Origin of the sequence: Actinoplanes derwentensis (genome assembly GCF_900104725.1) — a bacterium.
Taxonomy (GTDB): domain Bacteria; phylum Actinomycetota; class Actinomycetes; order Mycobacteriales; family Micromonosporaceae; genus Actinoplanes; species Actinoplanes derwentensis.
The window spans coordinates 7,998,924-8,024,653 of record NZ_LT629758.1 but is presented as its reverse complement, the minus strand read 5'-3'; the positions used below and the strand labels follow the sequence as shown (position 1 = coordinate 8,024,653).

Genomic DNA, 25,730 nt, shown 5'->3' with positions numbered 1-25,730 from the left:
CACCTCTGCCTTGTGGGGTGGTCAACGCGGTGGAGTGTGCCACCGATGCGACGGACATTAACGGCCCTGGAAGTTTCCGGGCAGCCGTTGAAATCCAATCGTGTTGTTACGAGGTTGCTTCGCAGCGCAACCACCCCAGCGGTCAGACGGCGCGCCGTCCCTCGAACGCCCGGCCCAGCGTGATCTCGTCCGCGTACTCCAGATCCCCGCCGACCGGCAGGCCGCTGGCCAGACGGCTCACCGTCAGACCCATCGGCTTGATGAGCAGTGCCAGATACGTCGCGGTGGCCTCACCCTCGGTGTTCGGATCGGTGGCGAGAATCAGCTCCCGGACCTCACCCGTCCCCACCCGGTGCAGCAACTCACGGATCTTCAGATTGTCCGGGCCGATGCCCTCGAGCGGATTGATCGCACCACCGAGCACGTGATAGCGCCCCCGGAACTCGCCGGTGCGCTCGATCGCCACGATGTCCTTCGGTTCCTCCACCACACACAACACCTCGTTGGTGCGGCGGGTGTCCCGGCAGATCCGGCACTGCTCCGACTCGGCCACGTTGAAACAGGTCGTGCAGAACCGCACCAGTTCCTTGACCTTGCGCAGCGCGCCCGCCAGCCGGTTCACATCCGCCGGATCCGCGGAGAGCACATGGAAAGCGATGCGCTGAGCCGACTTCGGGCCCACACCCGGAAGACGGCCCAGCTCATCGATCAAATCCTGGATGGCACCTTCGTACACGGGGTCAGAACCCCGGCAGGTTGAAGCCGCCGGTCGCCGGGCCCATCTTCTGCTCGGCCAGCTCCCGCTGCGCCTCAGCCGCATTGTGGATCGCCGCGAGCACCAGATCCTCCAGCGTCTCCAGGTCCTCCGGGTCGACCACCTTCGGGTCGATCTTCACCGACTTGAACTCACCCAGCCCGGTGATCACCGCGGTCACCAGGCCGTTGCCGGCGGTCCCCGTCAACTCGGCCTCAGCCAGCTCGGCCTGCGCCTGCGCGACCTGCTGCTGCATCTTCTGCGCCTGCTTCATGATCTGCTGCATGTTCGGCTGTCCACCGGGGCGCATGGCACCGCTCCTCAACTAATCGGATTTCGCTGTCCACCCTCGATACGAGGCGGCGTTCGAAGTTACCGCCGCCAGCGTAACCGTCACGTACTTCATGCCCGCCGAGACGCCACCGGACACCCCGCCAGCACCCGAATTCCACCCACCCCGCATGGCAAAGCTCTCACCGCCGACGTCTCCGCCCCCGGCGCCCGACTTACTGCCCGGCGCCCTACTCTGCCCGGCGTCTTCACCGCCTTGCGCCTCTGCCGGGCGGTGCCTCTGCCGCCCGGTGCGTCTGCCGGGCGGTCACAGCTCGCCGATCTTCTCCGCGCCGAAGGCCTCGCGGAGGAGCTGCATCACCTGCTCTTCGCTGCTCGCCCGCGCGGTCTTCTCGTCGATGACCTCGTCCGACGGCTCGTCACCCGGGTCGAAACCCTCCAGAGCCGCCTCGCCGGACGGTGGCCCGTCATACTCCGGGTCGTAGGGCGCCTCCCCGATCGGCGACCCGTCCGCCCACGTCGAAGCCCCACCGGCCGCAGCCGCCCGAGCCTGAGCAAAAGCAGCCCCACCACCAGGTTTGCCCGCAGCACCACCACGAGCACCGGCCGGGGCCGACCCCACGGCTGCGCCGTTGGAGACATCCCTTTCGGCGGTACGGCCGACCGCCCCCGTTCCCATCCGCGCAGCAGCCCGAGCCGCCTCCATCGCAGCCGACCGAGCCGCAACGGGCTTCCCACCACTCGGCGGCACAGCAGCCACCACGTCCCGAGGAGCAGCCGAAACAGCGACCCCACCGGACGCCGCCCCACCACTCACGCCACCAGACGCCGCCCCGCCGCCCGCACCGCCCGAAGCCAACCCGGCACCGGCATGACCGGCCGCATCGCCGTGACCCACACCAGCGTCCACGCCACGTTCGGCACCACTCGCGGCCGCGCCAGCCACTCCAGCTTCATCTGAATCGCCGTTACCTAAGGCATCGCCGGGTCCGGAACCAGCACTCAGTTTGCCCTCGCCAGCGTCATGTGGCTCGGCATTCCCGGAAGCCGATCCGCCGGACAGCCCACCACCGGGCCGCACAGGCTCCGGCCACGCGGAATCCTCATCAGAGACGGACGCCCCCGCCGAGGCCAGACCGCTGCCCGGTTTGACCGGTTCCGGCCACTCGTTATCCGCCGAATCGTCAGCACCCGATCCCGATCCACCAGGCCGGGCCGGTTCAGGCCACCCGGAGTCACCCGAAGGCGCTTCCACCCGCCCGGAATCACCAGTGCGAGCAGATGCGGGCCGGCTCACGTCCGAATTCGACCGCCCGGAACCGTCAGCGCCAGACAACCCCGCAGAGCCAGACTGACCTGCGGCCGGAGTCGATGTCCCGGCGTCATTTCTGGTTGGTGCCGCGGCGCCGGATGGTGCCGGCCACTCGTCGTCGGCGTCGGCGGCCGGGGCCGGCTCGGGCCGGGACGGACGGGATTCGGTGCGACCGGTGTTCCGCTCGGGAGCCGCGGAGGAGGCCGCGGCATTCCGCTCGGGAGCAGCCCGGCCGGGCGGACCCGCTGTCCCCTGGTGAGCACCGCCTGCCGCCGGGTGGGCACCGCCTTGCCCCTGGCCGGAGCCGGTGCGGGAACTCGTGCCGGAACGAGCCGAGGGCACGTCGATGCCGCCGACCTCGCAACGGATCCGCCAGTTCCCACCAGGGGATTTGCGGAACTCGGCGGCGATGGCGTCCTTCCAGTTCAGGAAGCGGTCCACCAGGGCCTGAGTCGGAGCGGCGAACACGATCAGTTCGCCGTCCACCTCGCGGACCCCGATGCCGTAGTCCTGCATCGCCTTGACCTTGGACTGGTGCTGCCCGAGCGCCTGCCAGGCGGCCCGAACCTGCTCCAGCCGACCGTCCGTCCGAACCGCCGAAGCGATGCCCTCAGAGTCAGGCGCGTCGCCCACGGGCTGGGTTGCGTCGTCGTCCGGCCGCATTGCGTCATCTGCAGGCTGGGGAGCCTCGCCCCCGGACTGCGGGGCATTGCTGGCAGGCCGTCGAGCGTCGCTGGCCGATGATTCAGACTCGGCGGCGTTGGATCGGGCCGGAGGGCGCGCTCCCGCGGGGGCGCGGCGGATCGGCTCGTCCGGCTCCGGCGGTTCCTCGTCCCACGGGGGTGGTTCGTCGTCATACCCGGCGTCGGCCGGAGCCGACTCCCGGCCGGCGGCGACCTGGTTCCAGTCAGGCTCGGCACCGGTGGCTCCCGAGTCCGTGTGCCTGGCCGACCCGGAAGCCTGTCCAGCCGAGCCCGCACCAGAACCGGAAGCCGGACCGGCGGAACCGGAAGCCGGGACAGCGGGAGCCGCAGCGACAGGTGCCGGGGAGGCCGGAGCGGCGGGGGCCGGGGAGACCGGGCGGGCCGGACCAGCGGACTGTCGGCTCAGTGCGGCACGGGCGGCAGCCATCGCGGCCGCTTTCCCGCCACGGGCGGCGCCGTCGGACGCGGCGGCCTGGTCACCGGACGGAGCACCGGCGAACGGCGGCTGTGCGGCACCACCGGGCGCGTCGATCGGGGCGGGGGTGGAGGCGGGGAGCTCCCCCCGTACGACAACGCCTTGCTCTAAACGCTCCAACCGCTGCAGCAGCGCCGATGTCGAAGCGTCCGCGCCGGGCAGCAGCATGCGGGCGGTGACCAGTTCCAGCAGCAGGCGGGGGGCGGTGGTGCCACGCATCTCGATCAGGCCGTTGTGCAGGATGTCCGCGCAACGGGACAGGGTGGCGGCGCCCAGCGAGGCGGCCTGCACGGCCATCGCCTCGAGCTGGTCGGCGGGGCCGTCGATGAGGCCCTTGGCGACGGCGTCCGGAACCTGCTGCAGGATGATCAAGTCGCGGAAGCGTTCGAGCAGGTCGGAGGCGAAGCGGCGGGGCTCGTGCCCGGCGTCGGCGACCCGGTCGATGGTGGCGTAGGCAGCCGCGCCCTGGCCGGCGGCGATCGCCTCGCACATCTCGTCGATCAGGGCGGAGTCGGTGACCCCGAGCAGGGCGACCGCACCCGAGTAGGTGACTCCGGCCGGCCCGGAACCGGCGATCAACTGGTCGAGGATCGACAGCGAGTCCCGGGCGCTGCCGCCACCGGCCCGCACGACCAGCGGCAAGACCGACGGCTCGACGGTGACGCCCTCGGCCTCAGTGAGTTTCTGCAGGTAGGGCCGGAGAACCGCCGGCGGGATGAGCCGGAACGGGTAGTGATGGGTGCGGGACCGGATGGTGCCGAGGACCTTGTCCGGTTCGGTGGTGGCGAAGATGAACTTCACATAGTCCGGCGGCTCCTCGACGAGCTTGAGCAGCGCGTTGAAACCGGCCGACGAGACCATGTGCGCCTCGTCGATGACATAGATCTTGTAACGGCTGTTGGCGGGCGCGAAGAACGCTTTCTCCCGCAACTCACGAGCATCGTCGACACCACCGTGGCTGGCCGCGTCGATCTCGATGACGTCGATCGAGCCGGCACCGTCGTTGGCCAGCGACTTACAGGACAGACACTCGCCGCACGGATCGGGGGTGGGGCCCTGCTCACAGTTGAGCGAGCGGGCCAGGATGCGTGCGCTGGAGGTCTTGCCGCAGCCACGTGGGCCGGAGAACAGGTACGCATGGTTGAGCCGCCCGCTGCGCAGCGCCTGCGACAGCGGCTCGGTCACGTGCTCTTGGCCGATGATCTCGGCGAAGGTGCGCGGCCGGTACTTGCGATAGAGGGCGAGTGCCACTCCTGCCACCTCCTGAACGACCGCGCCATTCTCCGTCGAGGGTCTGACAAGAACAAACGACGTGCCCCGACAGTGCGTGTCCGGAGGACAAAGTAAGGACCCCTCGTGCACCCGCCAGAGCCCGCTTATCCTTGCTGCCTTCCGGCCCTGGGGAGGTTCACAGGATGACGCCACACGAGGGGCTACGTGAGAGACTACCTAATGACGCCAGGCCACACGCGGACCCCCTCCCCGCGGGCGAGTCGGCTCAAGGTGTCTGTACTCTGGCTCTCGGAGGATTCGCCTAGTGGCCTAGGGCGCACGCTTGGAAAGCGTGTTGGGGGAAACCCCTCACGAGTTCGAATCTCGTATCCTCCGCCAGCACGAACAGGTGAGGCCGGACCCAGCGGGTCCGGCCTTCTTGCTATGCACGTCCCGGGCGACGGTGGTCGATCGGCCGGGTCTATTGTCTGGTTTGAAAACAGTGCGGGCGAGGGCCGGCTCCCGATCGGGGCCGGCCCTCGCCTTTTCACTTGCGGATCTTCACCGTGGTGGCGGCGGCTCGGCCGTCGAGATGGCCGGTGCGCTTGGCGATCACGGTCAGGGTCAGCTTCTTGCCGGTCCAGGTCTTCTTGAGCTTCAGCGAGGCCGTGGTGGCGACCAGTTTGCCCGCGACTCGCCACTCGTACCGATAGCTGGTCGCCTTGGGTGACCAGACGCCGGCCGTGACCTTTACCGTCTTCCCGGCTCGCGCCGTGCCTTTGATCTTCGGCCGGGTGGTCGCTCTGGGGGCCACGCCGTAGCCGACCGTCACTGAGGCCGTGGTGACCTGGACGTAGTGCGGGTGTTTCCCGGTGACTCGCACGGCGAGCCGTTTGCCGCGGAGTGACGCCGGGATGGAGTAGGAAGCCCCGGTCGCGCCCTTGATCGCTGTCCCGTTCGCGGTCCACTGGTAGGTGAAGCTGGGAACCGGGTCCCATTTGCCGGTCGCCGCTTTCACCACGGCTCCCACCCGCACGGTTCCGCTGATCGACGGGGTGCCGGCGGTCGGTGCGGGGCCGTGGACGGTGAGCGCCCCGGTGAGGGTGCTCTGTCCGGGCCGGAAGGTGGAGGTGCCGGTGACGTTCCAGGTTCCGGCGGCCAGGCGGGTGAAGTCGACGTCGACGGTGAGCTGGGTGCGGTCGGCGGTCAGGTGCCGGACGACGGCGGGAACCGTGGTGTGCCCGGCCCGGGTGAGGGAGATCTGGTCGGTGACGTCGAGTGACTTGCCGACGATCCACATCGGCCCGGGGGCGTGGTTGGAGGCGTCCGCGGACAGCAGGCTGCTGAGGGTGTACGGGTCCGGGAAGCACGGTTCGCTGCTGCACGTGGTCTCGGCCCGGAAGGTGAGCCGGTCGGTGGCGGTCGCGGGGGTGAAGATCAGCAGTGTTTCGGCGGCGTCGTCGGCCCAGCGACCGCATTCGCGGACGGTGGTGTAGTCGATGCATTCGCCGACGCCGGTGCCGGAGTCGGCGACGGCCAGGTGGAAGACGTCCGGGTCGCCGCTGAGCCGCACGTGGAACGAACTGTAGGAGCTGCTCGGCAGTGCCACGCAGACCGCGGTCCGGTCGGCGGTCAGTTCGCCGTCGATCGGACCGAAGCCGGGGGCGCTGCTCAGCTGGCGGGCGCATGAGGCGGGGACGCCGGATCCGGTGCCGAGGTTCCAGGTGTCGACCCGGATCGGGGTGGCGCCGGCGGTAGCGGTCGCCAGCACCTGGTAGCCGGTCCGGCCGGTGACCCGGCAGGGCAGGCTGCTGCACTCGATCGCGCCGGTGCTGTCGGTGACCCAGCCGTGTCCGCCGCGCACGTTGATCCAGTAGTGGTCGCCGGCGGCGGCGCTGAACCGGTAGCAGTGGATGTCGTCGGTGGCGGCGACGGTTCCGGCCGAGGCGCGCCCGCCGAATCCGGTGGTGGCCGGGGCCTGGCAGCCGGCGCCGGTGGCGTCCCGCCGGTTGATCCGGTACTGCCCGTCGGTCCGGTTGCTCACCGCGATCACGGTGTACGCCGCACCGGCGGTGAACCGGCAGTGGAAGATGTCGTCCTGGTAGCGGTAGTTCAGTCTGGTCTCGGTGTTGCCGCAGACGAGTGCGCCGGCCGCGTCGTGCACGGCGAGGGCGATTCCACCGGCCCAGGCCGTTCCGAGCCGGGTGAAGCTGAGTGTCTCCCGGGTGGCGTGCGCGCCGGCCGGGACTGTCCAGCATCTGACGAAGGTGTCGGCGGAGAGTCCGAAGGTCACTCCCTCGACGTCACCGAACCGGCCCTGCGGCAGGGTGTCGCATGTGGGGTTCTGGTCCAGCCGCTGCACGGCGATCGCGTAGTCGGCGACGGCCCGGTCCCCACCGACGAGTACCCGGTACGGCCCGGGGCCGGTGAGCGTGCATCCGGACGCCGCGCAGGCGATCCTTCCGTCGGCGTTGTGGACCTGCCACGTCACCTCGGGGGTCAGCGCGCTCGGGTAGGAGACGAGCACCCGGATCCGGGCGCCTTCCGGGCTGGGCAGCCGAAGACAGTCCGGTTCGCCTTCGGCCGCGATCGAGCCGTGGTGTGGCCCGGCGGAGATCCCCTGATCGGAGATGTCCACACAGGCCGTGGTGTCGTCGTCAGCGGCTCGGGCCGCTCCCGGGAACAGGGTCAATATCAGTAGGCCACCCAGCAGGGCGCTCCCCCAGCGTCTCAGCACCCGTGGATCTTGGCATCAAATCTGGGCGGCCGCTATCGCGTCGTCGACTTCCGGGAAGATGGCGAAGTATCGACCCAGGCCGACGTTCTCCATCAGCTGGGCGAGGAACTGGTTGGCGCCGGCGAAGCTCAGCCAGCCGCCGCGGGCCGAGATCACCTCTTTGCTGGTGATGAAGGCGCTCAGGCCGACCGAGTCACAGAATTTCAGGCTGGACAGGTCGACCACGATTCTGGGGACCGGGCGCTCCAGCAGGTCGGCGAGCACGGCATGCAACTGACCTGCGGTGTCGGCGTCCAGCTCACCCTGGAGGTGGAGGACCGCCACGTCGGCACGATGGTCGGTGACTGCTGCTTGCATGATGATCGGCTTCCCTACCCCCGTACTGGCTGGATATTCAGCCTAGATCGCAATCATCACGACACATCGGACACCACGTGCGTCAGAAAACGGGTCGGACCCCTGAGGTCCGACCCGTTTCGAAGGCTGGCTGAAACCGGTCAAGCATGTGCGGACGCAGCCAGTGGGGGGCTCCTGGCGCGGCTTTACAGCTCGCGCCACCGCCAGCGTGGTCCACGCCACGCGTCGGCCAGGATCATCGCTGATGCCTTGCCGGGACACTGCTGCACCTTCGACTTGCCTTCGGGGCCGCCCATCTGGGCCTCGACCTCCCATTGCGCGCCGTCGGTGCGGACGTAGACGTCCCGGCGCGCGAGCCGGACGTCGCCATTCCACCAGTGATGCTCAACTCTCACATGACAAATCTAGGACAGACATCGACGAACCTGCGTAGGGCGATTCTGCGAAACTTACTCGCCGCCCGGTCGGAACCACATTGTCTGATCCGGTAGTTTTGGGCTGCGTGACTTGCGCGACACCCTATGTATTTGGGCGGTTCGCACTCGACTACAGAGCGTATTTCCCGGCCCTGACGTGCGACGAAACACCACCGTTACACATCATGCACCTGATCATGGAGAACGCCCGAACGGATGAGCCGCCATGTAGACGGTCGGCCGACCCCGTTGTTGGCGACGGAGCGTAACAAGTCCCCGGCGCGCAAAAGCATCACAGAAGCAGTACAAAGCAGAGAGCCCAGTCACAAGGACTGGGCTCTCTTTTGGCGGTGGCGGAGGGATTTGAACCCTCGGAGGGCGTTAACCCTCACACGCTTTCGAGGCGTGCTCCTTAGGCCGCTCGGACACGCCACCGGTACGTACGTTACCGGACGCCTCACCGGCTCCGAAGTCGGGTCACCCATAACCGTGCGCCAGCCCGCTGACCTGGCAAGATCGACGCTCTAGCAACGAATGCGGAGGATTGAGATGAGCGTGCACATCGGCGGCAAGCCGGGCGACATCGCCGAACGGGTGCTGCTGCCCGGTGACCCGATGCGGGCGAAGTGGATCGCAGAGACGTTCCTGGAGGACGCGGTCTGTTACACCGAGGTCCGCGGGATGCTCGGGTTCACCGGCACCTGGAAGGGCCAGCGGGTCTCGGTGCAGGGCTCCGGCATGGGCATGCCGTCGGCCTCCATCTACACCCACGAACTGATCAACGAATACGGCGTCAAGTCAGTGATCAGAATCGGTTCCTGCGGCGCTCTGGCCCTGGACCTGAACCTGGGTGACGTGATCGCCGCGATCGGCTCGGCCACCGACTCCAACATGAACCGGACCCGCTTCGACGGCCTGGTCGACTACGCACCGGTCGCCGACTTCAGCCTGCTGCGCAAGGCGGTCGAGCTGGCAGAGGCGCAGGGCACCCCGATCCGGGTCGGCTCGGTGCTGGCCGCCGACGGCTTCTACACCGACCGCCCCGACCTCTACGACTCGCTCGCCGACTACGGGGTGCTCGCGGTCGAGATGGAGTCCGCCGCGATCTACACGATCGCCGCCCGCTACGGCGCCAAGGCCCTGACCATCCTGACGGTCAGCGACCACATCAAGCGCGGCGAGGCGATGGACTCCGCCCAGCGCGAAAAGGGCTTCACCAACATGGTCAAGATCGGTCTCGACACGGCAATCGCCTAAGAGCCAGATCAACACCACTGTTCCGGTACGCCACCGGGGCCCTTCGCCGCACCACACCTCCCGTGGCCACCGCGCGAGGAAGGCGCCGGGTCCCGGCCGACGAGGCGACCGCCGGGCCGAATGCGGCGGCCCCCGGTCCGGAGGCGGCGACCAGCGTGGTGACTTGGGGTTCGCTCCACACCCCAGGTCACCACACAACCCGTAGCAGCCACCCGCGCGACGACCCGCGGTTCACCCCGGCGTTCAGCGTGGTGACTTGAGGTGCGAATCGCGCCCCAACTCACCACGCTGAACGCCGGCGGCTAGCGGAAGAAGTCGCGGAGCAGGGCAGCGCACTCGGATTCGAGGATGCCGCCGTACACCTCGGGTCGGTGGTTGAGCCGCGAGTCGCGGACGACGTCCCAGAGGGAGCCGACCGCGCCCGTCTTGGGCTCCCAGGCGCCGAAGACCAGCGTCGAGACACGGGCCAGCACCAGCGCCCCGGCGCACATCGTGCACGGCTCCAGGGTGACCACCAGGGTGCAGCCCGCCAGCCGCCACTCGCCCACCCGCGCGGCGGCCCGCCGGATCGCCAATACCTCAGCGTGTCCGGTCGGGTCGCCGGTGAGTTCCCGCTCGTTGCCGGCGGCGGCCAGTTCAGAGCCGTCGGGACCGAGAATGATCGCCCCGACCGGAACGTCCTCGGACGAGGTGGAGGCGACGGCGATAGCCCGCCGCATCCACTCCTCCTGCTGCCGACGCCGGCTCACGCCTCGCGCAGCTCCTCCATCTCGTCACCGCAGCCGATCTTGGAACAGATCTCCGCGGTGACGTCGGCCGGCATCATCCCCTCCATGCCACAGAGGGCGAGCAGCCGTTTAGCGGTGATCCCCAGGTCACCGAGCAGGTCGGCGTCCCCGATCGGGTCGGCGTCCGGCTCGGGCGGGGTGTCGTCCTCGTCCTCCGCCCCGGACGCGGACGAGTCGTCCTGTTCGGCCAGGTCGTCCAGCTCCAGGGCCGGGGTCTCCACCTCGCCGAGCAGTACCGATCCGACCCGCGACTCCTCGGCGAAGGCCGAGTCCGAGGCGAAGACCCGCGGGTCCTCACCGTCGTCCAGCCGCAGGATCGCCAGGTATTCGTCGTCGCTCTCGACGAACAGGAGCGACAATTCGGCGTCCGGCTCGGCATCTCTCAGCGAGTCAACCACCTCGTCGATGTCAGCCAGGCCGGAAAGGTCCAGCTCCGACGCCGTCCAGCCGTTTTTGCCCCGGGCCACGGCGGCAGCGAAAATCGACACGATTCCCCCAACACGATCCTAAACACTCAGCGCCTGACGGTAGCGGGTGCGACGGCGGGCGCAGGGAGCCACGCCCTGAATCAGTTGACCGGGCGACGGCGTATAGCGATCAGCTCTCGGAGCCGAAGCCCCCGCACCCGCGGCGACAACATCGATTCGCGTGTCGATTTCGCCTGTGCGAGTGCCGCCAGCAACTCGAGTCGGCGACGGCTGCGATCGGGGTCGAGCCGTGGTGGCGAGGGGGCCATGGAGCCGAGAGTGCGACAGCGCGAGACGTTCGTCAAGAGTCGATGGCCACATCGGCAGAATCACTGCTCAGGGCTACCGCAGGTGTACGTCGAGTGGCCGCTGGAGAGCGGTCACCAGAGCGGCCAGTCGAGTGTCGCCGTCCATCGGTAGGCCACCAGCGCCAGCGCCAGCGACAGGCCGAACCCGCTCGCCACCGCCACTCCGGCGGCCGTTCCCCGGTCGCCGAGCACCGCCAGCACCGCGGCGACGGCCCAGGCGGCCATCGCGGCACCGATCGTCCACCAGGCGTACGACCCGAGGTCGTTGCCGAGGCTGCCGAAGAGCACGAACCAGGCCGTGGTGGCCGCGATCCCGGCCACCACGGGACCGGCCGAGACCGGGTGCACTTCCCGGTAGACCGGCCGGGGCGGGAGCCCGCTGAACATCATCGGCGAGTGCGGCAGCCCTCGCGGCGGAAGGTAGCCCGGGGGCGGTGGCTCAGCCACCGGCCAGGAGACTTGCCGGTCGGTCATCCTCGGTTCCCTCCGTCACACCTGTCCACAGCGTAGCCCTCGCCGGTCGGCACTATTTCCGGTCTTCTGCCAGGATGGCGCGGTGCCTCTACTCCGTACCCTCTCTGGTTTGACGCTTGTGGCGGTCTGTCTGGCCGGCTGCGGGTCAGTGACCGGTGGGTCGGCTTCGCCGGCCACCACACCGCAGTTCGTGGACCCGGCCGAGCAGCCGGTGGCGGCGCAGTCGGCGACTCCCGAGACGGCGTCGGCCCCGGCCACGAGCGCGCCCGCCGCCCCGTCGGTGCCGGCGTCGGCGAAACCCGAGCCGAGTGAGCCGGCTGCGGTGAAGGTGAAATATGTCTTCCCCGTCGACGCTTCGAACGTGGACTGGCACAACACCCACTCGAAGTACCCGGGCACCGATGTCTTCGTCGACTGCGGGTCGCGTTTCGTGGCCACCACCAGCGGGACCGTGCTGGAGGTCAGCCTCCGGGACCGTTACGTCAAGGGCAATCCGGACGGCCCGTTCAACGGCGGCCTCTCGGTGGCGATCCGGGGTGACGACGGGGTGCGCTACTACGGCTCGCACCTGAGCAAGGTGCAGTCCGGCATCACGCCGGGGACCAAGGTGAAAGCCGGTCAGCTGCTCGGCCTGACCGGTAGGACCGGCAACGCGAGCAACGTCTGTCACGTGCACTACGGCATCTCCCCGCCGTGCGCCGAGACCGGCGACTGGAAGGTGCGGCGCGGAGTCGTCTGGCCGTACAGCTATCTCGCGTCCTGGCGTAAGGGTGGCCAGAAGAGCCCGGTCGCCGCCGTCGAGTCGTGGGAGAAGAAAAGCGACTGCAAGGCCTAGTCTCGGCGCATGCACATTGCGGTCATCGGGCTGGGACTGATCGGCGGTTCGCTGCTGCGGGCGCTCGCTGCCGCCGGGCACGAGGTGGTGGGCTACGACGCCGACCCGCTCACCCGGTCGGCGGCTCGGGAGGCCGGGTTCTCGATCGCCGATTCGGTGCGGGAGGCGGCTGCGGGGTGCGACGTGACCGTTCTGGCCGTACCGCTGCCGGTCTTGCCGCAAGTGGCCGCCGACCTGGACGGATATGACGGCCTGGTGACCGATGTGACGTCGGTGAAGGGTCCGGTGCGGGACCTTCTCGAGGGGCGCCGGTTTGTCGGCGGGCATCCGATGGCGGGCCGGGAGACGTCCGGGTTCGCGGCGTCCGAGGCGACCCTCTTCGACGGCTGCGCCTGGGTGTTGTGCCTGGAGCCGCACGAGAGCGCCTTGGACGACTGGCTGCTGCTGGCCCGGTTGTTCACCGGGATGGGCGCGCGGGTGGTGCCGGTGACCGCGACCGAGCACGATGCCGCCGTCGCCCAGATCAGTCACGTGCCGCACCTGTTCGCGGCGGTCCTGGCCGGGCAGCTCCAGGAGAACCCGCTGGCCGGGGCGCTGGCGGCTGGATCGTTCCGGGACGGCACCCGGGTGGCCGCGACCCGTGCCGAGCTGACCGCGGCGATGTGCGGCGGCAACTGGAGTTCGGTGCACCGGGAGCTGCGGCGGCTCATCGGTGACCTGGAGCTGATGGCCGAGGCGCTGGAGTCGGACGATCCGATCCGGGCGTTGACGCCCCAGCTCAAGATCGGCGAGGTGGCACGAAGGGCCTGGCCCGCGACGACCGGCAGCCCCAAAACCGAGATGTCGGAGATCTGGGCTCTGTTGGAACTGGGCCGGGCCGGCGGATGGGTGACATCCGTGCGCGATCGGGAGGTTGTCACGATGCGGCCGGAAAATGACCGCAATGGCTCCTAACGTCAGGTGACGACACCACGACGTTAGGAGCCGAGAGATGCCCGGTCAGGTTCGCCCCGTCACCGACGAGCAGGACGGTCTGCTCGCGTACCTCGCCCAGATGCGTTACGTGCTCAAGCTGACCGCGTTCGGGCTCACCCCGGAGCAGTTGCGGGCGACGCCGAGCGCCAGCCCACTCAGCGTCGCCGGTCTGATCAAGCACTGCGCCACCACCGAGGAGGGCTGGCTGACGACCGTCCGGGGTGAGCGGCAGCCGGTCGACTACGGGGCGTACGAGCGCAACTTCCGGATGGCCGACGACGAGTCCCTGGACGACATCCTCGTAATGTACGACCGGGTCGCCGCGGCCACCGAGAAGACCGTCCGCGAGCTGGCCGATCTGGATCATCCGGTGCCGATCGACCACTCGGTGCCGTGGAATCCGAAGGACCAGGACTTCTGGACGCTGCGGTGGGTGCTGCTGCACCTGATCCAGGAGACGGCGCGGCACACCGGGCACGCGGACGTGATCCGGGAGACCGTCGACGGGGCCACCGCGTACCCGCTGATGGCCGCCGCCGAGGGCTGGCCCGAGACCGACTGGATGAAGCCCTGGAAGAAGGCTTAAGGCTTCTCTCCCCGGTCGACGCGGATCACCCGGCGGTCCGTGACGATCGCGGTGACCAGGTCGAACGGGGTGACGTCGAAGGCCGGGTTCACCGCCTCGCTCCACGCGGTGACCTCGGCCGAACCGCGGTCCTCGATCTCCACGTCCGCGCCGGTGGCGGTGTGCGTGTCGACCGTCGACTCCGGCGCGACCACCAGGAACGGGATTCCGGCCCGCCGCGCGCCGAGCGCGTGCGAGTAGGTGCCGATCTTGTTGATCACGTCGCCGTTGGCGCAGATCCGGTCGGCGCCGAGGATCACCGCGTCCACCTCGCCACGGGCCATCAGGAACGGCCCGGCCGAGTCGACCGCGACCCGGTGCTCGATGCCCCAGCGGGTCAGCTCCCACGAGGTGAGCCGGGCGCCCTGCAGCAGCGGCCGGGTCTCGCTGGCGATCACCGCGGCGAGCCGGCCGCGCCGGTGCAGTTCGCCGACCACGCCGAGGGCGGTGCCGACGGTGACCGCGGCCAGCGCGCCGGTGTTGCAGTGGGTGAGCAGCCGGGGCCGGGCCCCGCACAGTTCGGCGACCAGGTCGGCACCGAGCCGGGCCATCGACTCCGAGGCGGCGATCTCCTCGTCCCGGACGGCGCAGGCCTCGGCCAGCACGGCCGCCGGCCCGTGCGGGAGCAGCGCGGCGGCCCGGCGGGCGCCGCGGGCCAGGTTGACCGCGGTCGGCCGGGCCGTCTCGATCCGCTGGACGGCGAGGTTGAGGGCCGCCGGATCGTCGAGGTGGATCCGGGCGGCCAGGGCCACTCCGAAGGCCCCGGCCACACCCAGCGCCGGTGCTCCGCGGACCGCGAGCGACTGGATCGCCGCGATCAGCTCGCCCACGGTGTGCAGCCGCAGCACTCGTTCCTCACCCGGCAGGGCCGTCTGGTCGATGATCTCGACGGCCTCGTTGACCCAGTCGATCGTCCGCACTGTCGTTACTCCGCCCGCTCGCTGATCCGTTTCAGTACCGCCTCGACAGTGTCCCGGCTGTCGCCGAGTTCCTCACCGGTCCACCGGGCCTTGACCGCGATGCTGGTGCCGTCGTGCAGGGTCAGCTCGAAGCTGATCGGCACCGCCTTGAGGATCTTGGCGTCGGTGACCTCCTCGTACGGCACGAACCGGTACAGGCCGGCCAGCACCGCCGGGTCGTTGTTGGACAGCATCTCCTTGAGCCGTTTCTCACCCTCGCCGCTGCCCTTCGGGGCGGGCACGAAGACGAAGCCGCGGTTCAGCAGGATGAGGTCGGAGTCCTGGTCGTCGACCTTGAGACTGGCCATCGCACCGAGCACGTCGGCGCCGCTCGCGGTGGCCTTGGACTCGACGACCCGGGCCGCGTCGACGTGGACGCCGATCGCGGCGAGCCGTTCCCGGGCCTCCTCGACGGTCTGCGGGTCGACCGCCAGTTTGGCGATCTCGGCGTAGTCGACAGGTTCCCCGGCGGCGTCGACCAGCCGGGCCGGAGCCGACCAGGAGTGCTGGAAGGTGGCCACGCCGGACCGCACCGCGGCCAGGGTGATCAGGTCGTCCATCGGGTCGGCGAAGGCCACGGCCGCCTCCTTGCGGGTGGCGTTCGGGAAGAACTCGGCGGCCAGTTCGCCCAGTTTGCCGGTGGTGACCAGGTCGAAGATCTCGGCGAGGCCGGCTTCCTGGACACCGAGCCGCCGCCCGGCCGAACGGAAGATCCGGTCGGCGCGACGCTGCTGGACCGCGGTGATCGACGCGGCGGTGAACTCGGCCCAGGGCAGGACCTCGCGGTCACCGAAGTTCACCACCGCGGCCTGGAGGGCGAGGCCGGTGCCGTCGAGCTGGGGCAGCAGGGCCGCGGCGGGACGGCGGTCGGGCGCGTGCTGGACGGCAGGCAGCGCCCGCATCGCCGCGATGCGCTCGCCGATCGCCGGGTGGGTGTCCCAGCGCGAGGTCTCGGTGTCCGGCTCCTGGTCACGCAAACGAGCCAATTCCTCGGTACGGGCGGCGTAGAGCTGTCCGAAGCCACCGAAGATGTCGTCGGGCGCGTAGCCGTGTTCCCAGCCGTAGGCCACGTACCGTCCGAAGTAGAAGTCCCAGGCGGCGTCGATGACGGGCAGTTCCCGCATCGTGCTGACCGCCGCGTCGAGACCGGCGACCCGTACCGAGACCTGGTCGGCCTCGAATTCCTGCTGTCGAGTCACGGCGTTGCTGACCAGCAGGTAGAGACGGCCGTAGCCTTTGAACACCCAGCCGAAGACGTTCCACTTGCCGACCCGGCTGAGCGTCTCGTGCATGGCCGCCCGGCCCCGGTAGGCGACCGCGGAGAGCCGGGTGTGCGAGCCGGAGTAGTGGCCGAGTTCGTGGGCGAGGACCGAGCGGAGCTGGTCGACGGTGAAGGTCTGCAGCAGCGGCATGCCCAGGTAGAGCCGCCGGGTGCCGCCGATCAGGCCGAGCAGTGTGGTGTCCTCGCTGACCGCGGCGTTCACCTCGGGCACGAGCCGGATCTCGTCGGGCGCGCGGGTGCCGGCCTCGGTGGCCATCTCCCGGACCGTCTGCCACAGGACGGGCGCCTGCTCGGGGCTGATCAGCAGGCCCTCGGGCTCGCTCGGCCGGGAGCGGATCGCCCGCCAGAGGCCGGTGACCACCGCACCGACCGCGACGAGCAGCACCCAGCTCAGTTTGGCGGCGCCGAGGCCGCTCAGGTGGGTCCAGATCTCGTAGAGCAGAAAGCCGACGACGGCCAGTTGGAGCAGGCCGAGTACGTAGAAGCCGACGAGCATCGCCACCGATACGGCGGCGCGCAGCGCTGTGGACATGGTTCCTCCCCCGTGGATGTAGCCGTCGGAAGATACCGATCTCGATATCCGCCGGGCAAGATTCTTCAGAGGTCCTACGCTGGCCGTATGACATCGCGTGATCCGGTGGCGGACCTGCGGCGGATCGCCTTCCTGCTGGAGCGGGCGAACGAGGCGACCTATCGGGTGCGCGCGTTCCGGTCGGCCGCCGCCGTGGTCGCGAAGACGCCGCACGACGAGCTGACCGCCCGCGCCGAGGCCGGCACGCTGGCGAAACTGTCCGGGGTGGGCGAGGTGACGGCCCGGTGTGTGACCGAGTCACTGGCCGGGGAGGAGCCGGTCTACCTGCGCCGACTGACCGGCACCGAGGGCACCGACCTGCCGGCCGCGGCCGCCGCTCTACGGGCGGCGCTGCGGGGTGACTGTCACGTGCACTCCGACTGGTCCGACGGTGGCTCGCCGATCGAGGAGATGGCGCTGGCCGCGGCGGACCTGGGGCACGAGTGGTTCGTGCTGACCGATCACTCGCCGAGACTCACGGTGGCCCGCGGTCTGACCGCCGACCGGCTGCGCCGGCAGCTCGACCACGTGGCCCGGCTCAACGAGGCACTACCGGACGGTTTCCGCGTTCTCACCGGTATCGAGGTGGACATCCTGGACGACGGCAGCCTCGATCAGGAGGACGAGCTGCTGGCCCGGCTGGATCTGGTGGTCGGCTCGGTGCACAGCAGACTGCGGGACGACTCGGCCCGGATGACCCGGCGGATGGTGACCGCGATCGCGAACCCGCACCTGGACGTTCTCGGTCACCTGACCGGACGCAAGGTGGCCGCGGCCGGGGCCGGGGACGCCGCGCACTCCAAGACGCGGACCCGGCCGCCCAGTGACTTCGATCTGGCGAAGGTGCTCGCCGCCTGCCTGGAGCACGACAAGGCGGTGGAGATCAATTCGCGCCCGGACCGGCTGGACCCGCCGAAGCGGATGCTGACCGTCGCGGTCGAGGCCGGCTGTCTGTTCAGTATCGACACCGACGCGCACGCCCCCGGTCAGCTCGACTGGCTCGGCTTCGGCTGTGAGCGGGCCGCGCTGTGCGGCGTGCCCACCGAGCGGGTGATCAACACCTGGACGGCGGAGCACCTCCTTAAGTGGACTGCGTCGCACGGGCGAGTTCCGTAGGGTCGGCACAGTGGGACGAATCGACGAAATTGCCAACCGATACGTCGACGAGTGGGCCGTGCTCAACCCAACGGGCGCGACCGCTGTCGGCATCACCGGCTACGACGACAGACTGGACGACCTCTCTCCGGAGGGCTATCAGGCAAGGTCCGAACTGACCCGGCGGACCATCAACGAACTGGACGTGACCGACCCGGAGCACGAGTCGGAGGACGTCGCCAAGGACGCGATGCTGGAGCGCCTGGGCCTCCAGCTGGCGCAGCAGGACGCGGGTTACGCGGCCACCGACGTCAACGTGATCACCAGTGGTCTGCACGAGATGCGCATGGTCTTCGACGTGATGCCGGTCGAGGGTGAGGAGGCGGTCGCCAACATCGCTACCCGGCTGCAGGCTTTCCCGGACGCGCTGAAGCAGTACCGGCGCACGCTGCTGGAGGGTGCCGACAGCGATCGGGTCAGTGCCCGGGCGCAGCTCATCGCGGTGGCCGAGCAGTGCGACGCGTGGACCGACCCGGCCCGGGACGACTTCTTCCACGGTCTCACCCGCCGGCTCAGCGCGTCCGGCGCGCTCGCCACCGAGCTGGAGCGGGGCGCGGCGGCGGCGACCGAGGCGACCGCCGCCTTCGGCGCCTTCCTGCGCGACGAGCTGGCCCCGCGCGGGCGGGCGAAGGAGGCAGCCGGCGAGGAGCGGTACGAACTCTGTTCCCAGTACTTCCTCGGTGCCAAGATCGACCAGCTCGAGACGTACCAGTGGGGTTTCGCCGAGTTGGACCGCCTGGAGCGGGAGATGCGCGCGGTGTCCGCGGAGATCGCCGGCACCGGGGCCTCGGTGGAGCAGGCGGTCACCCTGCTCGACGCCGATCCGGCCCGCAACATCCGCGGCAAGGAGGCCTTCCGGGACTGGATGCAGGAGCTGTCCGACCGGGCGATCACCGAGCTGAACGGCACCCACTTCGACATCGAGGAGCCGGCCCGCAAACTGGAGTGCTGTCTGACGCCGACCAGCGACGGCGGCATCTACTACACCGGGCCGAGTGAGGACTTCTCCCGGCCGGGGCGGATGTGGTGGGCGGTGCCCGCGGAGCAGAAGATGTTCTCCACCTGGCGGGAGGTGACGACCGTCTACCACGAGGGTGTCCCCGGCCATCATCTCCAGGTCAGCCAGGCGCTGCTGCGGGCCGACACGCTCAACCGCTGGCAGCGGCTGCTCTGCTGGTGCTCCGGGCACGGCGAGGGCTGGGCGCTGTACGCCGAACGCCTGATGGAGGAACTCGGCTACCTGTCCGACCCGGGTGACCGGCTCGGCATGCTGGACAGCCAGGCGCTGCGGGCGTCCCGGGTCATCGTCGACATCGGGATGCACCTGGAGCTGGAGATCCCGCGGGACAATCCGTTCGGCTTCCATCCCGGCGAGCGGTGGACGCCTGAGCTGGGCTGGGAGTTCCTGCGAGCGCACACCCGGGTTCAGGAGGACGTGCTCCGGTTCGAGTGGAAGCGTTATCTCGGGTGGCCGGGGCAGGCGCCGTCGTACAAGGTGGGCGAGCGGATCTGGCTGCAGGCCAGGGATGAGGCGAAGCTTCGTAAAGGAAGTGATTTCGACCTCAAGAGCTTTCACCGGGACGCTTTGAACCTGGGGTCGCTGGGTCTCGACCCGCTGCGCAAGGCACTGGCCAGGATTTGAGTCATTCGGGTCTCTCCTTACCGAAATCGGGACGGAGAGACCCGTTTTTGCGTGATAGGTCGATTACTCGGAGTGGTAATTGACCGCATCGCGAGCGATCGAGCACTTTCCGTAAAAACGGCGCAGCCAAGACGTAACAAATCCGAAGTAGAACTCATATTCACGTCTCCGGGACGGTACGGATACGATCTCTCGCGGCGCTCTCACTTGGTTCCCCTCAGGCCCGGAGCCCCAGCCAGGGGCATTCGAACCGTCAGGTCCGCAGCGTCGCGCATCCCCCGATCAGCCGAGCGAACTCTGACCCTTGGAAAGGGGTTTTCTGAGGATTTCTCGGATAGATTGACCCGGATCGGTGCGCCCGCATGGCTACTATCTGTAGCCCCCCATTGGCCCATCGCGTGTGCATGGCGGAGGACTAAAGCAATGTCAGTCTCGGTGAACAGCCGGCGAACCCGTTTACGCTCCGCCCTCGCGGCAGTGCTGACGGTTCTCGTCGTGCTGCCGACCGCAGCCCTGTTCCTGCGTGTCCTGGAGGACGTTTCGACTCAGCGTGAGGACACCGAGCTCAAGCAGCAGGGCGTTCAGTACCTCGTCGCACTGGCCCCCCTGATCAGCGCGCTCGCCGACTCGCAGTCGCAGGCGCTGCAGGGTGTCAAGGCCGAGCCGGCCTCTCTCACCTCGGCCGTCGACCGTGTGCAGAAAGCGGACACCGACCTGGGCGGGGCGCTCGGCACCACGAACCGCTGGGCCGGTGTCAAGGACAAGATCGGCAAGCTACCCGGCATCACGGGCAACTCGCAGCAGGTCTTCGAGGCCCACGTCGAGGTCGGCGACCTCGCGCTGGGGCTCTACAACGAGGTCCGCGAGAACTCGAAGCTCAACATGGACCAGCAGAACGACATCTGGTTCCTGCAGGAGACCATCGCGGTGAACATGCCCGAGACGGTCACCGCGGTGAGCCGGATGAGCGACCTGGCGAACATGGTCGCCGGTGCCGCCCGGGCCCAGAAGCCCGCGCTTCAGGTCCGGCTCGGCATCGAGGTCGACTCGGTTCAGACCGGTGTCGCCAAGCTGACCGACAACCTGCAGGCCGCCGCCGAGGAGACCGACAGCGCCACTCTCGCCGGTAACACGGTCAACAACCTCGACTCGTTCCGTCGCGGTGTCGAGGCCGCCAACCGTGGTGCCAACTTCGGTGGCGAGCCGGACGTGTCCACCCTGGTGACCGCGCAGAGCACCCTGAGCACCGCACTGAGCGCGCTGACCACGGTCCTGCTCAACGAGATGCAGACCCTGCTCGACGAGCGGACGGACGGCCTGACCTACCGCCGGGCCGAGGCCTGGGTGCTGTTCGGTGTCACCGTCATCCTGATCCTGCTCGCCACGTTCTGGGCGCGCAGCGGCGCGGCTTCGGCCGGTCGCTCGTCCGGCGCCGGCGACAGCGGCCGTGACATCTCGGTGCACCACGACGGCCAGCCCGGCCAGTCCGGCCCGGCCAGCCCGGGTACGTACGGCGGCTCGGGTAACCCGTACGACCAGGTCCCCGGCTACGGCGACGCCTCCAACTACGGCAGCGGGTCGGCTGGGCGGGAGCGTTCCGGTGCTCTTCGGTAAGTTCCGCATTCTGGGCAAACTGGCCCTGCTTATCCTGGTCCCCCTGCTCGGTGTTGTCGGTCTGAGCATCCCGGTCATCTATGAGCGTGTCGACGCGGCCCGTACCGCCGGAGCCATCTCGGACACCGTCCAGCGGGCCACCCAGGTCAGTTCGGCGCTGATCGAGCTCCAGGAGGAGCGGCTGCTCTCGGTGGGCTACCTGCTCGGCCTGGTCGAGCGCCCGGCCCTGGTGGCACAGAGCGCGGAGGCCGCCGACGTGGTGGCGCACCTCGCCGAGGACAAGAGCGCCCCGGTGGATCTGCGCCGCGCCATCGCCGGCGCCGCCCGCCTCGAAAGCACCCGGCAGAACGTGCTGAACAACGCCGTCGAGGCGCAGGACGTGATCGAGGACTTCACCGGTGCCATCGACCCGCTGATCGCCGGTCTCGGCCTGGCCGTCGGCGCTGACCTGACCACCGGCGTCGGCCGGCAGGTGTACGCGCTGGAACGCGCCATGCGCTCCGACGACCTGATCAGCCAGGCCTCCTGCTGGCTGGCCGCAGCGGTGGTCACCCGGCCGCGGAACACGCTGCTGGCCAACCAGATGCTGAGCGAGTTCACCTCGGACTTCGCCCAGATCGAGGCACTGATCACCACGTCCCGGGTGTACTTCACGGACGCCCAGTACAAGCTCTACATCAGCACCCAGCAGGCGTTCAACTTCCGGGTCGGCACCAAGTTCAGCCAGACCCTGGAGACGAACCCGGCACAGGCGCTGCGGGACCTGCAGATCAAGACACTGTTCCCGTCGCTCCAGTCAGTGACCGTCCTCGGTAGCTTCGTCGAGAAGCGCGTGGCCCAGGACGTGGGTACCACGGTGACGAGCAACCGGGAGAGCGCCATCCGGCAGTCCGTCCTCCTCGGTGGCGGCGCGGTCCTGCTGCTCATCCTGGTGATCACGCTGTCGATCTTCATGGCCCGCGCGGTCGCCCGGCCGCTGCGGCGCCTGACGATCTCCGCCGACCGCATCGCCCGCGCCGCCGAGTCCGAACTCGAGCGGGTGGCCGACGACGAGGCCGAGGCCCAGGTCCGCCCGATCCGACTGGACCCGGTCGACGTCGAGGCCCAGGACGAGATCGGTGACCTGGCCCGAGCCTTCGACCGGGTGCAGACCACCGCCGCCCGGCTGGTGGAACGTCAGGTGCTCGGCCGCCGTAACGTCGCCCAGATGTTCGGCCACGTCGGCCGGCGTACCCAGAACCTGGTCGGCCGTCAGCTGTCGCTGATCGACTCGCTGGAACGCCGCGAGACCGACAGCGACCGCCTCCGCGAGCTGTACCGACTGGACCACATGTCCAGCCGTCTGCGCCGGAACGCGTCCGCGCTGGTCGTGCTCTCCGGTGGTGCCGGTGCGAACGAGCACATGGCCCCGCTGGCCCTCTCCGACGTGGTTCGTCTCGCCCTGGGTGAGATCGAGGATTACACCCGTGTCGAGGTGGACATCCCCGAGGACATCATCGTGGTCCCGGCCATCCTGGCCGACCTGACGCTGCTCCTGGCCGAGCTGCTGGAGAACGCCACGGTGTTCTCCCCGCCGCACACCAACGTCACGGTCAGCGCCGACGAACTGCGGGGCGGCGCCCGCCTGGCGATCATCGACCGCGGTCTGGGCCTGGCCCCGGAGCGTCTGGCCGAGGAGAACGCCCGGCTCACCCGTCGTGAGCGCCTCGACCTGGCGCCCACCGAGGTGCTCGGTCTCTTCGTGGTCGGCCGGCTCGCTCGCCGGCACGGCATCGAGGTGACCCTGACCGACACGCCCGACGGCGGTCTGACCGCCTGGATCGACCTGAACCCGTCGCACATGGTCGCCCGGATCGAGAACCTCAGCCCGCTGGCGCCGGCCACCTTCCCGGCCAACAGCGCGCCGACGATCCCGGCGCCGCCCTCGGTGCCGCAGATCCAGGCCCCCGAGCAGGTCCCGGCGTACTCCGGCGCACTGCGCAGCAACACCACCGAGGTCGCGATCACCAGTGCCGGGGTCCGGTCGGTGCCGGGCAGCCAGCAGCCGTTCGACCCGGTGGTGCTGAGCCGGGCCACCCAGATCGTCGAGTCCGGCAACTCCTGGAACGCCTTCGGACCGGGTGCCGCACCCGCGCTGAGCAGTGGCCCGGGTGACCCGTACGCGGGCCAGCCGATCTACGACGCCGAGCCGGTGTACTCGCCGGGACGGGCCTACCAGGAGCCGTCCTACCCGTCGGCCGGTGGTTACCCGGACCCGGCGCAGCAGGTCGACATGGGCACCCCGATCGCCGGCCGGGTCCCGGCCGCGCTTCCGGCGCTTCCCCCGGCTCAGCCGACCTGGAACATCCCGTCGCAGGCCACCGCGCCCGCGCTGCCGTCCCCGGTGGTACCGGTCATCCCGGCCCCGGCGGCCCCGGCAGCACCGGAGCCGGAGCGCAACGGCAGTCCCAACCCGCTGCGGCGCCGGGTTCCCGGCGACCAGCTCCCGGTCGAAAGCGGACCGCACCAGCTCGCCGCCCCGCAGTCGCAGGACGACGCCCTGGCCGCGCGTGCCGCGTTCGACGCCTTCGAGGCCGGTGTCACCAAGGCGCAGTGGGACGCCAACGACACCAGCGTCTCGATGCCGGCCCCGGATCTCAGCCAGTCGTCGTGGAACAGCACGCCGGCTCCGTCGTCCTGGAACAGCACCCCGGCACCGTCCTCCTGGAACGAGACGCCGGCACCGGCGCCGTGGAACGAGACGCCCGCTCCGGTCCCGGCGGCACCGCCGGCCCCTCCGGCCTCCAACGGCTCGGCGCAGCTGACCCGTCGTGTGCCGGGAGCGAGTCTTCCGCGTGACGAGCACCCCCCGATCCAGCCGCCGGCCCCGACGACGCTGGATCCCGAGGCCGTACGAGCTCTCATGGATCAGTTCGAGTACGGAGTCGCACTCGCGCTGAATGAAAGTCAGCCACAACACGAGGGACAACCGCGATGACATCCCCTTACTCCGCCGCACCTAGCCAGCTCAGCGCTGAAGCCAAAACCTTCAACTGGCTGCTGGACTCGTTCACCTCCGGTACCGCGGGAGTGATCGAAGCCATCGCCGTCTCCTCGGACGGTCTGCTGATGGCCATGTCAGCGATCAAGGACCGGCCCAACGCCGAGCGCCTCGCGGCCGTGGTGTCCGGCCTGACCAGCCTCTCCGGTGGTGCGGCGAGCTGGTACCGGCTGGGTGCCCTGAACCGGGTCATCATCGACATGGCCGACGGGTACCTGCTGGTCACCGCGATCAGCGCCGGTTCCGTCCTCGGTGTCATCGCGGACCGCTCGGCGAACCTCGGCACCTTGGCGTACGAGATGACGCTCTTCGCCTCCCGCGCCGGGGGTGCGCTGAGCCCGCGCCTGATCGCCGAGCTGAAGAACGCCGTTCAGCAATGACCTACCCGGCCTCCGACGACCCGGTAACTCCGGCGCGCCCAGGAGTCCGGCCGTTCCTGCAATCCGGTCCTCAGCAGCCGACCGGCGGCTACACCCCCACCGGGGAACAGCCGCCGGTCAACGCCTCGACCAACACGCTGCGCCCGTTCGTCATCACGGCCGGGCGAACCGATGGAGGAGACCCCGACATCGGTATGGAGACTCAGGTGACGCTGGTGCCAGGTGCGCCGGCGTCCCGGCTCACACCGGAGACCAGGGCGATCGTGGCTATCTGTGAGGACAGCCCGATCTCGGTAGCCGAGATCTCCGCACGCCTCCGCCTGCACCTGGGCGTGACGCGAATCCTGGTCGGCGACCTTCGGGCCTCCGGTCAGCTCGACGTTCATGTGCTGGAGAACGACACACCAGACCCCGAGACCATCATGCGAGTGATCCGTGGACTTCGATCCATCAGCTAACCGTGTCGTCGGCACCGCGCGCATACCAGGCGGCGCTGTGCCGAAGAAGGCACCCGTCCCGGTAAAGATCATCGTGGCCGGTGGCTTCGGGGTGGGCAAAACGACCACCGTCGGCGCCATCTCCGAGATCTCACCGCTGACCACCGAGGCCGAGATGACCTCGGAGTCCGTCGGTATCGACAACCCCGGTCAAGCAACCCTGAAGACCGGTACGACCGTGGCGATGGACTTCGGCGTCCTGACCATCGACCAGACGCTCAAGCTCTACATCTTCGGCACGCCGGGCCAGACCCGGTTCGCCTTCATGTGGGACGACCTCGTCAGGGGTGCACTCGGTGCCCTGGTTGTGGTAGATACCAACCGAATAGACGACTGTTATCCGGCGGTCGACTACTTCGAGCGGGCCGGTCTCCCTTTTGTGGTCGGCATCAACACGTTCAACGGCCAGATGAGTTACAGCGTCGAGGAGGTGCGGTGGGCCCTCGCGGTACGCGAAGACATCCCGGTCATATCCTTCGATGCACGATTCCGTTCTTCGGTGCGGGACGCTCTGCTCGTCGTTCTGGACCAGGCTCTCGACAAGGCGATCCGCACGAAGTCGTAGGGTTTGGACCGGTCGCCCGGTGAAGGTTTCCCACCGGA

The 25,730-nt window shown here is 69.3% G+C and carries 22 protein-coding genes, 2 tRNA genes and 1 other RNA gene; 12 read left to right on the top strand and 13 right to left on the bottom strand.

What is annotated here, in order from left to right; genetic code table 11:
- Nucleotides 1-142: 142 nt before the first annotated feature.
- The 4 genes from recR to ffs form a co-directional block, all read right to left on the bottom strand.
- Entirely contained in the window at nucleotides 143-736 is a 594-nt protein-coding gene (gene recR, locus BLU81_RS35625) for a recombination mediator RecR (protein WP_092551493.1), read from the bottom strand.
- A 4-nt stretch (nucleotides 737-740) separates the two neighbouring features.
- A complete protein-coding gene (locus tag BLU81_RS35620) occupies nucleotides 741-1,040 on the bottom strand; it encodes a YbaB/EbfC family nucleoid-associated protein (protein WP_231954864.1) in 300 nt (99 codons plus the stop codon).
- Nucleotides 1,041-1,352: 312 nt separating this feature from the next.
- Nucleotides 1,353-4,787, bottom strand: coding sequence for a DNA polymerase III subunit gamma and tau (locus BLU81_RS35615; RefSeq protein ID WP_092551487.1), 3,435 nt, complete (start codon nucleotides 4,785-4,787; stop codon nucleotides 1,353-1,355).
- A gap of 91 nt (nucleotides 4,788-4,878) precedes the next feature.
- Nucleotides 4,879-4,974, bottom strand: an RNA gene (gene ffs, locus BLU81_RS35610) — signal recognition particle sRNA small type.
- Nucleotides 4,975-5,059: 85 nt separating this feature from the next.
- Between ffs and BLU81_RS35605 the strand changes: the two genes are divergently transcribed.
- A tRNA-Ser gene (locus BLU81_RS35605) sits at nucleotides 5,060-5,147 on the top strand.
- 148 nt (nucleotides 5,148-5,295) lie between these two features.
- Here the strand turns inward: BLU81_RS35605 and BLU81_RS35600 are convergent.
- From BLU81_RS35600 to BLU81_RS35585, 4 genes are all read right to left on the bottom strand, one after another.
- Entirely contained in the window at nucleotides 5,296-7,485 is a 2,190-nt protein-coding gene (locus tag BLU81_RS35600) for a hypothetical protein (protein ID WP_157751952.1), read from the bottom strand.
- A gap of 15 nt (nucleotides 7,486-7,500) precedes the next feature.
- On the bottom strand, nucleotides 7,501-7,842 hold the full coding sequence (locus tag BLU81_RS35595; protein WP_092551481.1) for an STAS domain-containing protein: 342 nt from the start codon (nucleotides 7,840-7,842) through the stop codon (nucleotides 7,501-7,503).
- 185 nt (nucleotides 7,843-8,027) lie between these two features.
- The gene (locus tag BLU81_RS35590; protein WP_092551478.1) at nucleotides 8,028-8,237 is read right to left on the bottom strand and encodes a hypothetical protein; all 210 of its coding nucleotides are present in this window, start codon (nucleotides 8,235-8,237) and stop codon (nucleotides 8,028-8,030) included.
- A gap of 366 nt (nucleotides 8,238-8,603) precedes the next feature.
- Nucleotides 8,604-8,693, bottom strand: a tRNA-Ser gene (locus BLU81_RS35585).
- Nucleotides 8,694-8,807: 114 nt separating this feature from the next.
- On the opposite strand from BLU81_RS35585, the gene deoD reads away from it, so the two are divergent.
- Nucleotides 8,808-9,515 (top strand): purine-nucleoside phosphorylase, encoded by a 708-nt coding sequence (gene deoD / locus BLU81_RS35580; RefSeq protein ID WP_092551475.1) that lies wholly within the window; start codon nucleotides 8,808-8,810, stop codon nucleotides 9,513-9,515.
- Between the two features lie 302 nt (nucleotides 9,516-9,817).
- On the opposite strand, the gene BLU81_RS35575 is transcribed toward deoD, so the two are convergent.
- The 3 genes from BLU81_RS35575 to BLU81_RS35565 form a co-directional block, all read right to left on the bottom strand.
- Nucleotides 9,818-10,264 (bottom strand): nucleoside deaminase, encoded by a 447-nt coding sequence (locus BLU81_RS35575; RefSeq protein WP_092551472.1) that lies wholly within the window; start codon nucleotides 10,262-10,264, stop codon nucleotides 9,818-9,820.
- Nucleotides 10,261-10,791, bottom strand: a complete 531-nt coding sequence (locus BLU81_RS35570; protein WP_092551469.1) for a tRNA adenosine deaminase-associated protein — start codon at nucleotides 10,789-10,791, stop codon at nucleotides 10,261-10,263. Before BLU81_RS35570 ends, BLU81_RS35575 begins: the two co-directional genes overlap by 4 nt.
- A 359-nt stretch (nucleotides 10,792-11,150) precedes the next feature.
- Nucleotides 11,151-11,552: a hypothetical protein gene (locus BLU81_RS35565; RefSeq protein WP_231953664.1), complete on the bottom strand. Its 402-nt coding sequence runs from the start codon at nucleotides 11,550-11,552 to the stop codon at nucleotides 11,151-11,153.
- Nucleotides 11,553-11,661: 109 nt separating this feature from the next.
- Here BLU81_RS35565 and BLU81_RS35560 point away from each other — a divergent pair, with 109 nt between their 5' ends.
- Genes BLU81_RS35560 through BLU81_RS35550 form a run of 3 tightly spaced genes read left to right on the top strand, consistent with a single transcriptional unit; the run spans nucleotide 11,662 to nucleotide 13,948 of the window.
- Nucleotides 11,662-12,387, top strand: coding sequence for a M23 family metallopeptidase (locus BLU81_RS35560; RefSeq protein ID WP_373873268.1), 726 nt, complete (start codon nucleotides 11,662-11,664; stop codon nucleotides 12,385-12,387).
- A gap of 9 nt (nucleotides 12,388-12,396) precedes the next feature.
- Entirely contained in the window at nucleotides 12,397-13,341 is a 945-nt protein-coding gene (locus tag BLU81_RS35555) for a prephenate dehydrogenase (protein ID WP_092551463.1), read from the top strand.
- Nucleotides 13,342-13,378: 37 nt separating this feature from the next.
- Nucleotides 13,379-13,948 (top strand): DinB family protein, encoded by a 570-nt coding sequence (locus BLU81_RS35550; protein WP_092551460.1) that lies wholly within the window; start codon nucleotides 13,379-13,381, stop codon nucleotides 13,946-13,948.
- On the opposite strand, the gene mtnA is transcribed toward BLU81_RS35550, so the two are convergent.
- Together mtnA and BLU81_RS35540 are read right to left on the bottom strand one after the other, a co-directional pair.
- The gene (gene mtnA, locus BLU81_RS35545) at nucleotides 13,945-14,907 is read right to left on the bottom strand and encodes an S-methyl-5-thioribose-1-phosphate isomerase (RefSeq protein WP_092551458.1); all 963 of its coding nucleotides are present in this window, start codon (nucleotides 14,905-14,907) and stop codon (nucleotides 13,945-13,947) included. The two genes, BLU81_RS35550 and mtnA, sit on opposite strands and share 4 nt — an antisense overlap.
- A gap of 5 nt (nucleotides 14,908-14,912) precedes the next feature.
- A complete protein-coding gene (locus tag BLU81_RS35540; protein WP_092551455.1) occupies nucleotides 14,913-16,760 on the bottom strand; it encodes a M48 family metallopeptidase in 1,848 nt (615 codons plus the stop codon).
- 87 nt (nucleotides 16,761-16,847) lie between these two features.
- Here BLU81_RS35540 and BLU81_RS35535 point away from each other — a divergent pair, with 87 nt between their 5' ends.
- The 7 genes from BLU81_RS35535 to BLU81_RS35505 all read left to right on the top strand — a co-directional run bounded on the left by BLU81_RS35535 (nucleotide 16,848) and on the right by BLU81_RS35505 (nucleotide 25,692).
- Nucleotides 16,848-17,915, top strand: a complete 1,068-nt coding sequence (locus BLU81_RS35535) for a PHP domain-containing protein (protein ID WP_092551453.1) — start codon at nucleotides 16,848-16,850, stop codon at nucleotides 17,913-17,915.
- 10 nt (nucleotides 17,916-17,925) lie between these two features.
- Nucleotides 17,926-19,596, top strand: coding sequence for a DUF885 domain-containing protein (locus BLU81_RS35530; protein WP_092551450.1), 1,671 nt, complete (start codon nucleotides 17,926-17,928; stop codon nucleotides 19,594-19,596).
- A 477-nt stretch (nucleotides 19,597-20,073) separates the two neighbouring features.
- Nucleotides 20,074-21,210, top strand: a complete 1,137-nt coding sequence (locus tag BLU81_RS35525; protein ID WP_231953663.1) for a hypothetical protein — start codon at nucleotides 20,074-20,076, stop codon at nucleotides 21,208-21,210.
- The gene (locus BLU81_RS35520; RefSeq protein ID WP_092551443.1) at nucleotides 21,197-24,187 is read left to right on the top strand and encodes a sensor histidine kinase; all 2,991 of its coding nucleotides are present in this window, start codon (nucleotides 21,197-21,199) and stop codon (nucleotides 24,185-24,187) included. Before BLU81_RS35525 ends, BLU81_RS35520 begins: the two co-directional genes overlap by 14 nt.
- Nucleotides 24,184-24,630, top strand: coding sequence for a roadblock/LC7 domain-containing protein (locus BLU81_RS35515; protein WP_092551440.1), 447 nt, complete (start codon nucleotides 24,184-24,186; stop codon nucleotides 24,628-24,630). The genes BLU81_RS35520 and BLU81_RS35515 overlap by 4 nt, the downstream gene beginning before the upstream one ends.
- Nucleotides 24,627-25,088, top strand: coding sequence for a DUF742 domain-containing protein (locus BLU81_RS35510; protein WP_092551437.1), 462 nt, complete (start codon nucleotides 24,627-24,629; stop codon nucleotides 25,086-25,088). Before BLU81_RS35515 ends, BLU81_RS35510 begins: the two co-directional genes overlap by 4 nt.
- On the top strand, nucleotides 25,066-25,692 hold the full coding sequence (locus tag BLU81_RS35505) for a GTP-binding protein (RefSeq protein ID WP_092551434.1): 627 nt from the start codon (nucleotides 25,066-25,068) through the stop codon (nucleotides 25,690-25,692). Before BLU81_RS35510 ends, BLU81_RS35505 begins: the two co-directional genes overlap by 23 nt.
- Nucleotides 25,693-25,730: the final 38 nt, after the last annotated feature.